The 14,089-nt window shown below is 33.3% G+C and carries 11 protein-coding genes; 4 read left to right on the top strand and 7 right to left on the bottom strand.

Annotated elements, in window-relative coordinates; translation table 11 throughout:
• Window positions 1-100 precede the first annotated feature (100 nt).
• Window positions 101-1,636 (bottom strand): YifB family Mg chelatase-like AAA ATPase, encoded by a 1,536-nt coding sequence (locus ABDW27_RS18410; RefSeq protein WP_343697207.1) that lies wholly within the window; start codon window positions 1,634-1,636, stop codon window positions 101-103.
• 77 nt (window positions 1,637-1,713) lie between these two features.
• Window positions 1,714-2,688, bottom strand: coding sequence for a Gfo/Idh/MocA family oxidoreductase (locus ABDW27_RS18405; RefSeq protein ID WP_343697206.1), 975 nt, complete (start codon window positions 2,686-2,688; stop codon window positions 1,714-1,716).
• Window positions 2,689-3,004: 316 nt separating this feature from the next.
• Between ABDW27_RS18405 and ABDW27_RS18400 the strand changes: the two genes are divergently transcribed.
• Window positions 3,005-4,321 carry an ammonium transporter gene (locus tag ABDW27_RS18400; RefSeq protein ID WP_343697205.1) on the top strand — a complete coding sequence of 439 codons (1,317 nt, stop codon included), beginning with the start codon at window positions 3,005-3,007 and terminating at the stop codon, window positions 4,319-4,321.
• Window positions 4,322-4,738: 417 nt separating this feature from the next.
• On the opposite strand, the gene ABDW27_RS18395 is transcribed toward ABDW27_RS18400, so the two are convergent.
• The 3 genes from ABDW27_RS18395 to ABDW27_RS18385 all read right to left on the bottom strand — a co-directional run bounded on the left by ABDW27_RS18395 (window position 4,739) and on the right by ABDW27_RS18385 (window position 9,619).
• On the bottom strand, window positions 4,739-6,826 hold the full coding sequence (locus ABDW27_RS18395) for a cytochrome c biogenesis protein CcdA (protein ID WP_343697204.1): 2,088 nt from the start codon (window positions 6,824-6,826) through the stop codon (window positions 4,739-4,741).
• Window positions 6,826-8,136: a tRNA lysidine(34) synthetase TilS gene (gene tilS / locus ABDW27_RS18390; protein ID WP_343697203.1), complete on the bottom strand. Its 1,311-nt coding sequence runs from the start codon at window positions 8,134-8,136 to the stop codon at window positions 6,826-6,828. Before tilS ends, ABDW27_RS18395 begins: the two co-directional genes overlap by 1 nt.
• 196 nt (window positions 8,137-8,332) lie before the next feature.
• A complete protein-coding gene (locus ABDW27_RS18385) occupies window positions 8,333-9,619 on the bottom strand; it encodes an anthranilate synthase component I family protein (protein ID WP_343697202.1) in 1,287 nt (428 codons plus the stop codon).
• A gap of 318 nt (window positions 9,620-9,937) precedes the next feature.
• Between ABDW27_RS18385 and ABDW27_RS18380 the strand changes: the two genes are divergently transcribed.
• Window positions 9,938-10,312 (top strand): DoxX family membrane protein, encoded by a 375-nt coding sequence (locus ABDW27_RS18380; protein WP_343697201.1) that lies wholly within the window; start codon window positions 9,938-9,940, stop codon window positions 10,310-10,312.
• A 52-nt stretch (window positions 10,313-10,364) separates the two neighbouring features.
• Here ABDW27_RS18380 and ABDW27_RS18375 read toward each other — a convergent pair whose 3' ends face one another.
• A complete protein-coding gene (locus ABDW27_RS18375; RefSeq protein ID WP_343697200.1) occupies window positions 10,365-10,907 on the bottom strand; it encodes a lipocalin family protein in 543 nt (180 codons plus the stop codon).
• A gap of 178 nt (window positions 10,908-11,085) precedes the next feature.
• Here ABDW27_RS18375 and ABDW27_RS18370 point away from each other — a divergent pair, with 178 nt between their 5' ends.
• Window positions 11,086-11,745 (top strand): hypothetical protein, encoded by a 660-nt coding sequence (locus ABDW27_RS18370; RefSeq protein ID WP_343697199.1) that lies wholly within the window; start codon window positions 11,086-11,088, stop codon window positions 11,743-11,745.
• A 52-nt stretch (window positions 11,746-11,797) separates the two neighbouring features.
• On the opposite strand, the gene lpdA is transcribed toward ABDW27_RS18370, so the two are convergent.
• Window positions 11,798-13,201 (bottom strand): dihydrolipoyl dehydrogenase, encoded by a 1,404-nt coding sequence (lpdA, locus tag ABDW27_RS18365; RefSeq protein WP_109192351.1) that lies wholly within the window; start codon window positions 13,199-13,201, stop codon window positions 11,798-11,800.
• Window positions 13,202-13,510: 309 nt separating this feature from the next.
• Between lpdA and ABDW27_RS18360 the strand changes: the two genes are divergently transcribed.
• Window positions 13,511-14,008, top strand: a complete 498-nt coding sequence (locus ABDW27_RS18360; RefSeq protein WP_343697198.1) for a DUF4304 domain-containing protein — start codon at window positions 13,511-13,513, stop codon at window positions 14,006-14,008.
• The last annotated feature ends 81 nt before the right edge of the window (window positions 14,009-14,089 follow it).

The raw sequence follows: 14,089 nt of genomic DNA, 5'->3' as shown, positions 1-14,089 counted from the left end.
ACAAAATTGCGCAGAACTTTGTCAAAGTTTGAAACTTTGACAAAGTTTTTAACCACAAAGTATTCCAATCTAAAATCTAAAATCAGAAATCTAAAATTAATTACCCCAGCCATCCTTCCCTATCGAGACTTCTGTATTGAATTGCTTCGGCGATGTGCTGCGAAATAATATTTTCAGAATGATCTAAATCAGCTATAGTTCTGGAAACTTTTAAAATTCGGTCATAGGCTCTGGCGGAAAGGTTTAAGCGTTCCATGGCATTTTTCAAAAGCTCTTTTGATTGTTCATCTAATACACAATATTCACGAATTAATTTACTGCTCATTTGCGCATTGTAATGAATGTTTTCAATCTCGGCAAAACGTTTTGTTTGTATTTCACGTGCGGCAGTTACACGTTTGCGAATTTCTACGCTGCTCTCGGCTTTACGATCATCTGCCAGTTTATCAAAAGGAACGGGCGTAACTTCAATATGAATATCAATTCGATCTAAAAGTGGTCCGGAAATTTTACTCATATAACGCTGCATTTCGTGAGGCGAAGAAGTATTGGGCATACTCGGATCATTAAAAAATCCACTCGGACTTGGATTCATACTCGCCACCAACATAAACGATGACGGATATGTTACTGTAAATTTTGCTCTCGAAATGGTTACTTCCCTGTCTTCAAGCGGCTGTCTCATTACTTCGAGAACATCACGTTTAAATTCTGGTAATTCATCTAAAAACAAAACACCATTATGAGCCATCGAAATTTCCCCAGGCTGCGGGTAACTTCCGCCGCCAACCAAAGCAACATTCGAAATAGTATGATGCGGACTTCTAAACGGGCGTTGATTCATTAATCCAACTTCTTTTAATTTTCCGGCAACACTATGAATTTTAGTGGTTTCAAGAGCTTCTCGCAATGTCATGGGCGGTAAAATACTCGGAACACGTTTGGCAAGCATTGTTTTCCCTGCACCTGGCGGGCCAATTAAAATAATATTATGACCGCCTGCTGCCGCAATTTCCATACAGCGTTTAATGCTTTCTTGTCCGCGGACATCAGAAAAATCAAACTCAGGAAAATCGAGTGTTTTATAAAACTCAGCGCGAGTGTCAATTACTGTTGGCTGTAATGTTCCTTTTCCGGCAAAAAAGTCGATTATTTCCTGTAAGTTAGAAACGCCATAAACATCTAAGCCTGCAACTATAGCTGCTTCTTTTACATTTTGAATGGGCAGAAAAAACCCTTTATAACCTTCCTCTTTTGCTTTTATAGCAATTGGCAAAGCGCCTCGAATGGGCTGTAAACTTCCGTCAAGAGAAAGTTCTCCCATAATAATATATTGTTCGATTTCCGGCGCTTTTATCTGATCTGAACCAATTAAAATTCCCATTGCGAGCGGCAAATCATACGCCGAACCTTCTTTTCGAAGATCAGCGGGCGCCATATTTATAGTGATTTTTTTTCCGGGAAGACTTAATCCGTTATTTTTTAGAGCCGCGGCAATTCGGTAACTGCTTTCTTTTATTGCATTATCAGGAAGACCAACTAAATGATAACCAATTCCTTTATCCATATGAACTTCAATGGTAATGGTTGTAGCTTCCACTCCAAAAACGGCACTTCCGTAAACTTTTATTAACATAATATTCCTTTCATTAATTGGTTTTAAAACTAATGAAAAAATATTAATTTATAAGTTTTTTATTACAAATAATAATTTTAAAATGGAAGCCTGATCTGCGTTTTAATCTCCTCTACTATTTCACTCAAATCCAAACTGTTTTGATGCGACCAAAGTTTGCTTTCAATTTGATTATTTAAAATACAATTGTTGCATTCAATTATTTCATGCGAATATCCTTTTCCTAAAGTTGGCAAAGTAAAAACAGCTTCTTTTTCTTCATTTTTAAAAACAGAATACCCATCAGCCATAAACCACGGCGAATTTAATTCGATTCTACCTTTTGTTCCTCCAATCTGAGCTTTCATATCAGATTCTGAAACTATAGACGAATGCAAAACGGCCTGTGCATTTTCGTATTGCAAAATCATTGAAGTCTGTAAATCAATTCCGTTTTTATAATAAATAGATTTTGCTATTATCTCTTTTGGAATTCCAAACATTATATAAGAGAGAAATAATGGATAAACACCAATATCGAATAATGCTCCTCCACCACGATTTTTATCAAAAAGCCTAATGTTCTCTGTTTCACTTCCAACAAAAGCAAAATCGGCTTTTATATAATTCACGTCGCCAATAATTCCATTTTGAGTTTTTGCCAAAACATCTTGTACAGCCGGAATAAAACGTGCCCAGAATGCTTCCATAAAAAACTTATTATGTTTTTTAGAAGCTTCTATCATTCGCTGAGCATCTTTATATGAAAGCGCTATTGGTTTTTCACATAAAACATGTTTACCATTTTCTAAGGCTTGTATCGAAAGCTCTGCATGAGAATCGTGCGGTGTTGCTATATAAACAACATCAACATCTTCATCGGCAAAAAGCGCTTCATAAGAATTGTATCTTTTTGAAACATTATATTTTGATGCAAATTCATCGGCTTTAAAAATATCTCTTGAACTTACTGCAGCCAGCTCTGCATCTTCTATTAATAATAAATCAGCAGCAAATTGATGAGCAATGTTTCCTAGTCCGACAATTCCCCATTTTATTTTACGATTTTCCATTCTTAAATTTTAATTACAAAAACTGTTAAAAAGATTAAATATAACCTAACATTAGAAAATTTTAGACGTTTTTAAACAATAAAGCACAAGTTTAACTCAAAAAAGTGTATTAAAAAAATAGGAAAAATATCCGTTTTAGCAGGCAAGGGAAAAAAAACGCTGCCAAAATGTAAATTTTAAGTCTGTTTTAACAAATACATTCAAATTTGAGGGGGTTAAATTTTAAAATTAACAAAAATTAAACATTAGACTCTATTTTATTAGGGGGTATTAAATCATTTTATACTTTTATCAAAAATTTTAAAACTAAATAACTATGCGAAAAATTATTTTAAGTGTGATTCTTATCACTATTTTGGTACTAACCTTTATATCGAATTTTATCATCGCCGATAACCCAATTCCGGCAGAAGCTGTAAAATTTGATACGGGAGATACAGCTTGGATGATCGTTGCAACTGCATTTGTATTGTTAATGACGCCAGGATTAGGATTTTTCTACGGAGGAATGGTAGGTAAGAAAAACGTTATCAGTACTATGCTTCAAAGTTTTATGGCAATGGTAATCGTTACAATTTTATGGGTTGTTGTTGCTTTTGGATTAGCTTTTGGTCCTACAATTGGAGGAATAATCGGAAATCCATCATCTAATTTATTCTTTGAAGGTGTTGGAACAAGCACAGCCTGGAGTCTTGCCCCAACAATTCCTTTTATGTTATTCGCATTATTTCAGGCAAAATTCGCCATCATTACTCCTGCATTAATTACAGGTGCTTTTGCAGAACGTATTCGTTTCTGGGCGTATTTGTTATTCATGGTTTTATTTATCATTATTATATATGCTCCTCTAGCTCATATGACTTGGCATCCTGATGGAGTTTTCTTTAAAATGGGAGTTCTTGACTTCGCTGGTGGAACTGTAGTACACATGAGTGCCGGATGGGCTGCATTAGCTGGAGCTATCTTCTTAGGAAAAAGAAAAGTTCAAAAAGTTAACCCTGCCAGAATTACTTATGTATTATTAGGAACAGGTTTACTATGGTTTGGATGGTTTGGTTTCAACGCAGGTTCTGCTTTAGGATCTAACGGTTTAGCTGTACAAGCTTTAGGAACAACTACAGTTGCTGCTGCCGCTGCTGCAATGGCATGGGTTTTCCTTGATAAAATTTTAGGACACAAATTATCTGCACTTGGAGCTTGTATTGGAGCTGTTGTAGGTCTTGTTGCTATTACACCAGCTGCTGGTTTCGTAAGTATTTCTCATGCTATCTTTATTGGTTTATTTGCTGCAATCGTTAGTAACTTGGTAGTAAGCAAATTCCCTAAAGGAAAAATCGACGATGCTCTTGATGTATTTGCTTGTCACGGTGTTGGTGGTATGGTAGGTATGCTTTTAACTGGAGTTTTTGCTTCAAAAGCGATCAACCCTGTTGTTGGTGATAACCAAGGTTTAATCTTCGGAACTCCAACTTTATTCATCAACCAATTAACTGCTTTAGTTGTAGTTTCAATCTTTGCTTTTGTTGCTTCTTATGCTTTATTCTTTATTGTAAATAAAATTACTCCTCTAAGAGTTACAGAAGAAAAAGAAGAATTAGGATTAGACATCTCTCAACACGGAGAATTCTTATAAGGTATTAATTTTCACTTTCGTTACTTGATAAAAAAGCGCTCTAAGTTTTCTTAGAGCGCTTTTTGTTTAAATTACTTTTTTGCAATCTTATTATATATCAAACGTTCCTATGGAACGTAATAAACGTACATTCAATATTTTTTTTCTACCGACGAGACATTCCTACGGAATGATGAAATGAGAATATAAAGTAAAAAAATAGCCTTTATACTAATTACAAAAGGGCTGTCTCAAAAATCGAGACAGCCCTTTTTATGTCAAATTTATTTTAGCTTTTAAAGCTCAAAATTCTTAATTCTTAATTCTTAATTCTTAATTCTTAATTCTTAATTCTTAATTCTTAATTCTTAATTCTTAATTCTTAATTCTTAATTCTTAATTCTTAATTCTTAATTCTTAATTCTTAATTCTTAAAAACTATTTAAAATTAGAAATCCCTTCTTTTAGCCATTGCAAATATTCTTCTGCACTCACATAGCTAATTGTTGGCTTAGAAGCATTTAGATTATTTCCTTCTAAATCTGTAATAACGTATAATGGCTGAGTATTGGTTTTATATTTAGAAATCATAAAATCTGTCCATTTATCGCCTGCAGTAATAATTTTATCACCTGCAGCTGTAACAAATTGTTCTTCTTTTGGCAATTCGCGTTTATCATCGACATAAAGCGAAATCAAAACCACATCATTTTTTAAAATTGGTAAAATCGCAGGTTCAGACCAAACATTGTTTTCCATTTTTCTGCAGTTTACACAAGCATAACCTGTAAAATCAAGCATAATAGGCTTTTTTATTTCTTTTGCATAAGCTAAACCATCTTCGTAATCGTGGAAAACCATAATTCCGTGAGGACCTAATTCTGCTCCATCCGGAAGTCCTTTTATATCTTGGTTTACAGCAGCACTGCCAGAACCTCCTACTCCAAAAGGGCTTTCGCTATATGTTGGCGGCGGCGGAAATGCGCTGATTAATTTTAATGGCGCACCCCAAAGTCCCGGAATTAAATACATTGTAAATACCAACGTAAGCAATCCTAGATACAATCTTCCAACTGATATATGCTGTAAAGGACTATCGTGAGGCAGGGTAATTTTTCCAAATAAATATAAAGTTAGCGCTCCAAAAATAGCAATCCAGATTGCAATGAAAACTTCTCTTTCTAAAAAGTGCAATTGTAAAACTAAATCAGCATTTGATAAAAATTTGAATGCCAAAGCCAATTCTAAAAATCCTAAAACTACTTTTACGGTATTTAGCCATCCTCCCGATTTTGGTAATGAATTTAACCAGCCAGGAAACATAGCAAATAACATAAACGGAAGTGCTAATGCAGATGAAAAACCAAGCATTCCAACAATTGGAGCAATTCCACCGTTTGAAGCAGCTTCAACTAATAAAGTTCCAACAATTGGTCCTGTACAAGAAAAGGACACAATAGCAAGAGCCAAAGCCATAAATAAAATCCCAACTATTCCACCTTTATCAGCCTGTTGATCTGCCTTATTTGCCCATGAATTTGGAAGCATAATTTCGAAAGCACCCAAAAATGAAGTGGCAAAAATGACTAATATCACAAAGAAAATTAAATTAAACCAAACATCCGTTGAGAATGCATTTAAAGCATCTGCACCAAATATTTTAGTTACGATAAGCCCTAAAATCACATAAATAGCAATGATCGAAAATCCGTATATAATTGCATTTCTAATTCCTTTTGCTCTGCTTTTACTTTGTTTAGTAAAGAAACTCACTGTCATTGGGATCATTGGGAAAACACAAGGCGTTAACAATGCCGCAAATCCTGACAGAAAAGCAATAAAAAATATTGACCATAAACTTCTTGATGGCACCGGAGCCGGAATTTCTTCTTTAGCCGTAGTTTCTTTTTCTACTTTTGAAGTTTTATCAGCTGTAACTTCTGCTTCTTTTTTAATAGTATCAATAGCTAAACCTACTCTCTTCGTTTCGTCGGCTTTTGCTTCTGAAATTACGGGAATTTCATCCATTTTAAAGGTTGAAGGAACCGAAATCGAAAACTTTTTATTTGAGTTGATACAAACTTCTTTACAAACCTGAAAATCAAAATCTACATCAACCGTTTTCAAATTTGGGTTAATGATTTTTATTTCCTGCTCAATATGTGCTTTCCCTTCAAAAAAGGTTTCATTTACACCAAAAACATCGTTAAAAGCCGTTCTGGTTTTGCCTTCTTTAGCTTTTCCTATTAGTTCGTAGTTTCCTTTTTGATTTTTAAACGAAATTTCCAGCGCAAGCGGTCCGCCTTCTGGCGTAAACTGCGAATACATATGCCAGTCTTTTTCGATTGTTCCGTCAAAAATTAATAGCGCATTATTTCCTTTTTTTTCAATTTTAGAAGTCCATTTTACCGGTTCTAAAATTTGGGCATTGCCTGCCAAAGCAAAAAAGAACAACAGCAAAAAGGCAGTTATTTTATTCCTGATACTTCCTGAAAGTATCACTTGAAGGTTTTGATTAAAGTTCATTATTGCAATTCTATTTTAAGTATTTTATTTGTGGTGTTTTCAACTCTAAAACGTTCGTCTTGTCTCATGCCAACAATCCAGACTATTTGATTATCCGAAGATAAAATCCATGTTTTTTCCTTTTCAATCAATGATAATTTTTCATCTTTAAAAAGTTTGCTCACTTTTTTCGACTTCCCATTCATTCCAAAAGGCTGAAAAGTATCTCCTTCATTCCACCTGCGAAGAACTAAAGGAAACTGGATTTTTTTAGCGTCAACAAAGATAGCTTTATTTGAATTTATAGTAATGTCGTCTACCTGACAAAGCTTTAAATTTAAGGGAAAATTAACTTCTGTATCGTTTTCCTGAATTTGAAATTCTTCGTTTAAGGCTGTTTCCGAAATCGGGCTCAAAATCAAAGTTTCTCTATTTTTTAAAAGCCTGAATTCATCTGAAAAAACCTGTTTACCAGATTGTCCTTCCACTAAATCGTAAATATCATTCCACGCCGAAAAGCCAAACTCATTCAGCCATTGGTACAAATACGATTTATAATTTGGAAGTTTTTTGAGCTGCTTTAAATCAAAATGTATATCCTCTTCTGCTTCTTTTGCTACTTGCTGATAAATCATAATCGATGCATCTTCAACCATTTCTTTGGATTCCTGAAGATACGATTGTGTTTTCTCAAAAGCATTCAGAAAGTTGGGATTGATTTCTTTAAGAATCGGAACTAAATCGTGACGAATTTTATTTCGAAGATATTTATTGGAAGCATTACTGCTGTCTTCTCTCCATTCGATATTATTTTCTTCAGCATATTTTAGAATTTCTTCTCTTGAAAATGGCAGAAGCGGACGAATGATTTTGTCATTTTGTTCCGGAATTCCGGTTAAACCTTCCAATCCTGTTCCGCGGGTTAAATTGATGATAAAAGTTTCCAGATTATCATCAGCATGATGTGCTGTTAAGATATAATCGAAGTTTTTTTCTTCTAAAAGCTCATAAAACCAACTGTAGCGAAGTTCTCTGGCCGCAACTTGTGTTGATAATTTATAATCTTTGGCAAAAGCCTCAGTATCAAACTGGGTTGTAAAAACGGGAATATTATTTTGTTCGCAGTATTTTTGAATAAAATCCTGATCGCCAAAACTTTCTAATCCCCGAAGCTGAAAATTGCAGTGCAAAACCGCAATTTCATACCGCAGTTTTTGAAGTAAATGAAGTAAAACCATACTGTCTAAACCGCCACTAACAGCAAGAAAAAGCTTTTTCTCGGCTAAAAATGGAAATCTGGAAATGATATGATTCTGAAATTTTAAAAGCATCCGATAAAAGTAACAAATTAAATTTTATCTATTTTTAAATGAAATGTTAAGCAGTGATTTTTTTGTTTGCCACGAATTCACGAATTATTTTTCACGCAGATTTTGCAGATTAAGCTGATTTTATTTATTCCTAAATTCAAATTAAATCTGCACAATCTGCCAAATCTGCGTGAAACAAAAAAACATTTTCAATCCTTTATTGTAAAACCTCGTGCATGGCTTTAGCTTTTAGTAAACATTCTTCGTATTCTTTTTCGGGAATTGAAAGGGATGTTATTGCGCTTCCAACAGAAAACGAAACATATTCTTTTTCCTGATTGTAGAGAATGCTTCGAATTACAACATTAAAATCAAAATCGCCTTCGGGAGTAAAATATCCTACCGCTCCGCTGTAAAGCCCGCGTTTGGTTTCTTCAAGATTCTCGATAATATTCATAACCGAAATCTTTGGCGCACCTGTCATACTTCCCATTGGGAAAGTGGTTTTTAAAACATCAATTGCAGAATATTGCGCATCTAGTTTTGATGTTATTGTCGAAATCATTTGGTGAACCTGCAAAAACGAATAAATTTTGCAGAGTTCGGCAACTTCAACAGAGCCTTTTTGGGCAGTGTGTGATAAATCATTTCGAACCAAATCTGTAATCATGATATTCTCTGCACGTTCTTTTGCATCAGATTCCAGATATTCTTTTGATTTTTGATCTTCAACAGAATCTAAAAATCGTTTTGAAGTTCCTTTTATAGGCTGTGAAATAATGTTTTCTCCAACTTTTTTCAGGTAACGTTCCGGTGAAGCAGAAAGTAAAAACTGTTTGTGATTTTTAAAGAAAACAGAGAAAGGTGCTTGCGAAATTTCATTTAATTTCTGAAATTTTTCTAAGGGATTAATCACCGCATTTTCGGCAAAAAACTCCATACAAAAATTAGCTTCATACATATCGCCTTTATGAATATGCTCCAGCATTTTAGTTACTTTTTCGATATATGAATCTTTAGAAATACGCTGCTGAATCTTTAAAGAATTACCACTTTCGACTTTCGACTTTCGACTTTCGACTATCTCATGAAAATCATCTTCAACTTCATCATCACAAAGAAGCAAATATTGAATTTCCAGCTGATTTTCTTTTAATAGAAATATTTTTTTGGGCTGAAAGAAAAATAAATCCGGAAATTCTAATCCGTCAAAATTATTTGATTTCAGATTTTCGGTATCATTTTTTAAATCATAAGAAAGATATCCTAAAAGCCAGTCTTTTGTAGTTTGCTGATATTGTTTTAAATCTTCAAAAGCGTTTTGAAAATCGGTTTTTAAAGACGTAAAAGCATCAACAGCCAGCAGACAATCAAAGCTTGAATATTCCTGCGGATAAGAATTACTGTCTAAAAAAACGACTTCCCGAAATTGCTGCGACCAGTTTAAAAGCTGCTGCTTAAACAGCTCTGGATTTGAAATATGTTTGGTAAAAGAAACTCTCAAAAATGGATAATTTTTTAAATTTCAAAATTACAACAAAAAATTTCGCTTCTGAGATAATCAGAAAAAATTATCGACAGAAGCCGAATCTATTAAAAGCTAAAAATAATTACATAAAACTGTTAATATAACAGTAATTTCATAAGAAAAAATTCGTTATATTTGATATAGCATTAAACTAATCCCAAAATAGAATATTATTGATTGTTAAATTCTCAATAAAATGATCCTTAAAAAAGATATCCATTTATTTGAAGAATATTGATTTGCATTTTCAGCACACTAATTATATCATTTTAACCTATTAAAATTCTAAGTATTATGAAAATTGCTACTATTATTGTCCGCGTTTTGATCGGCCTTTTACTGTTGTTTGCCTCTATTTCGTTCTTTTTTAAACTTGCGCCGGAACCAGAAACAACAGGTAATTTTAAGGCATTTAATATGGGTTTAGTCGCTTCAACTTATCTGCTTCCATTAGCAAAAACAGTTGAATTACTTTGCGGGATTTCATTTGTAACGGGTCGTTTTGTTACTCTGGCAAACATCCTGATTTTACCAATCACAATCAACATTTTGTTTATCAATTATTTTTTAACGCCGGAAGGTCTTCCTATTGCCGGATTACTTTTTCTAGGCAATTTATTTTTGATTTACAGATATTGGGATAATTATAAAACAGTTTTTACACCATGATTCTTCATTAGTTATAATAAAAAACCCGACACTAAAATGTCGGGTTTTTTATTTAGTTTGATTTATCGTGTTTTACCCAAATCAAATCTGAAATATTGTATCCAATTTCCTGAGCTTTAATTAAAAAATCTGCTTTTACCGCTTCAGGCATTGTTGTTTCTCTTGAAAGTATCCACATGTATTTAAGACTTTCGCCGGCAACAAGGGCATACTTGTAATTGTCATCTACCGCAATAATATTATATCCGGAATATAAAGGACCAAAAAATGAGACCTTAAGCATACCAACATTGTCTTTTTTGACAAGTCTGGCTTTCCCGATGCTTTCTTCCCATTTGTCTTTTTTGACATTATGGCCTTTATTATGAACTTTTATGGTACCATCGCTGTTAAGAGAATATTCGGCAGAAACATTGTCTAAGTTTCTTTCCCATTTATAATCTAATCTGGCAATTTCGAACCATTTTCCTAAATATTTATCTTTATCAAAATTGGTAATGGCCGTTGCTTTTTTAGGAATTTTCGATCTGTTTGAGTAAAGTATGAACGCAATTCCTGCTCCTAATAAAACCGGAGCAATATATTTATTTTTCATGATGCAATCTTTTTATTATCATAAAGATAGCATCAGAATTCTACATCTAATTTACAAAATTTTTCTTCAAGTTTATATTTTTTCACCTATTAAAATATCAGAAATATAAAATTTTAAACAAGACTTTATAATATTCTTACTAAAAAGCTAATTTTGGAGCATTAACCAATATCCAAAAATGAAAAAACACCTGCTCTTAATTCTTTTAGTTTATTCCTCTTATTGCAAATCTCAGTCTGAATACATAAAATCTGTTGATTCTTTGAATAATGAAATATGCAAATCGTTAGTTCAGAATCAAAACCTGCATAATGAAATCAGAATTAACACGATTAACAATTCTCACGTTGTTCCGTATCTGTCAAAATTTAAAGACAGCATCGCACAAAGAAGAGTATTTGAATTGATTTTCTTTAGATTACAAAGAAATTGCAATGAATTTGTAGCACTTTTTCCAAATAAGTCATCTCAAAGCACCTGGGAAATGCACAATGAAAAACCTGTAGAAAAACTATCGAAAGACCAATGCAATGCTTTTGATAAAATTTCGAGATATTATTACATTGAAAATGATGGTAAAAAAGTAGAAGTTACCTTAAGTGATAATTTGTGGATAGAAAAATTTGAAGACAATACTTTTTCAAAATTAAAATACAGAAAAAAAGGCCAGTGCGAATTTGAACTGGAGTTTATTGAAAGTAACAACCTTTCACGGAAAAACTTAAGTGTAAAAGGCGATAAATATTTATACAAATTATATGATGAAGACGAGCAATCGTATAGCGTATATTCAAAAAACAAAGAAACCTACTATACTTTTAAAATAGTCAAGCAATAAAAAAACGTCAGAAATTATTCTGACGTTTTCTATTTATGATGTTTAACGTAAATTATACGTGTAAAGCTCTGTTTTCTGTTGCTGCCAATGCTGCTTCTTTCACCGCTTCCGCGAAAGTTGGGTGCGCGTGGCTCATTCTTGAAATATCCTCAGCAGAAGCTTTGAATTCCATTGCAGTAACCGCTTCAGCAATTAAATCTGCTGTACGTGCTCCAATCATGTGAACTCCTAAAACCTCATCTGTTTTTTCGTCAGCTAAGATTTTTACGAATCCGTCTAAGTCAGCACTTGCTCTTGCACGTCCTAAAGCTTTAAATGGGAAACTTCCAGATTTATAAGCAACTCCTGCCGCTTTTAATTGCTCTTCAGTTTGTCCAACTGCTGCAACTTCCGGCCAAGTGTACACTACACCAGGGATTAAATTATAATCGATATGTGGTTTTTGACCTGCTAAGATTTCAGCAACCATAACTCCTTCTTCCTCTGCTTTGTGTGCTAACATTGCTCCACGAACAACGTCACCAATTGCATAGATATTTGGAACATTCGTTTGTAAATGATCGTTTACTTCAACTTGTCCTCTGTCAGAAATTTTAACTCCCGCTTTATCAGCGTTTAATCCGTCTGTGTACGGACGACGACCTACAGAAACTAATGAATAATCTCCTTCAAGAGTGATAGTTTCTCCTTTTGCATTTTCAGCCTGAACTACAACAGCATCACCGTTTCTTTCAACTGATTTTACTTTGTGAGAAACGTAGAATTTCATTCCTTGTTTTTTCAACACTTTAGTTAATTCTTTAGAAAGAGCTCCATCCATTCCCGGGATGATTCTGTCCATGAATTCCACTACAGAAACCTGAGCACCTAAACGAAGGTAAACTTGTCCAAGCTCGATTCCGATAACTCCTCCACCAATGATTACTAAATGTTTTGGAACTTCTTTTAAAGCCAAAGCTTCAGTAGAAGTGATGATTCTTTCTTTATCAATTTTGATGAATGGCAAAGAAGATGGTTTTGATCCTGTAGCAATTACAGTATATTTTGCTTCGATAGTTTCAGAAGTTCCGTCAGCTTTTGCAACAGCGATGTGAGTTGCATCTACGAAAGAACCTAAACCATTGAAAACCGTGATTTTATTTTTATCCATTAAATAATTGATTCCGCCTACAGTTTGATCAACTACAGCTTGTTTGCGGGCAATCATTTTCTCTAAATTGATTTTTACATCACCAGAAACTTCGATTCCGTGGTCTGCAAAATGAGCGATTTCAGCATAATGGTGAGAAGAAGATAATAATGCTTTTGAAGGAATACAACCTACGTTAAGGCAAGTTCCGCCCAATGAATTATATTTTTCTACAATTGCAGTTTTGAAACCTAATTGTGCGCAACGAATTGCTGATACATATCCTCCAGGACCTGAACCTATAATGACTACGTCAAATGAACTCATAGTATTTGTTTTTATTTTAGCGGTTACAAAATTAAGGAATAAAGTTTTGTTTGAAGTTTAATTTTCAATGTTTTTTGCGTGAAATTTTGGAGTTAAATTTTTCCGCAAAAGGTTTCTATTTTAGTATAAAGAGCTTTATTTTTTTTAAATCCCGATGACTATCGAAACTAAAATTTATTTTTATCGCAGGAAATTTTATTAGCCTAATAGAAATTTGTTTTGTATTTGGAATAATTTGCAAATCCGAAAATTCTAGCTTAATTTAACACCAAACCTGTTTTAATAGTCGAATGTTATCTTAAATCAAAAATGACTGCAAAAGAAAAACAAGAAATATTAATTAAAACTTATTTAAAACCTCTTCTTAAAGACAAAGGCTATAAAACCAGTGGAAATAATTGGTGGAAAAATAATGAAACTTTTTACTCTGTAATAAATCTTCAAAACTTCTCTTTTAATTCAAAAGATCAGGTCGATTTTTGCTTTAATATTGGAATTGCACTGGAAAGATTTATTTCAGATAAAACAAAGAAAAAGATAACTGGTTATGATATTGCCATTCCTTGCAGAGAACAATGCTTTATTTCTAAAAGCAGACAAGAGCATAAATTTAGAAAAAATCTAGGTTTTCGTCTGGAAACTGATACAAATATGGAAGATTTTACTACTGAATTTAGAATAGATTTTGAGCAAAATATTTTGCCTACACTAGAAAGTTTAAATTCAATTGATAAGTGTGTCGAATTTTATGACAAAATGCCTTTGTGGAAGAATACTTTTAGACAACTTGTGGAGAAAAACAAATAGACATTAACTAACAAACCACTCGAACAGATAACGAATTTTGCAAAAAAAATTATTGAAAATCAAATAATAAACAACAAAAAC

It is taken from the genome of Flavobacterium sp. (genome assembly GCF_039595935.1).
GTDB lineage: Bacteria > Bacteroidota > Bacteroidia > Flavobacteriales > Flavobacteriaceae > Flavobacterium.
Note: the sequence above shows the minus strand (reverse complement) of the source record. Positions and strands in the feature narration are given on the sequence as shown.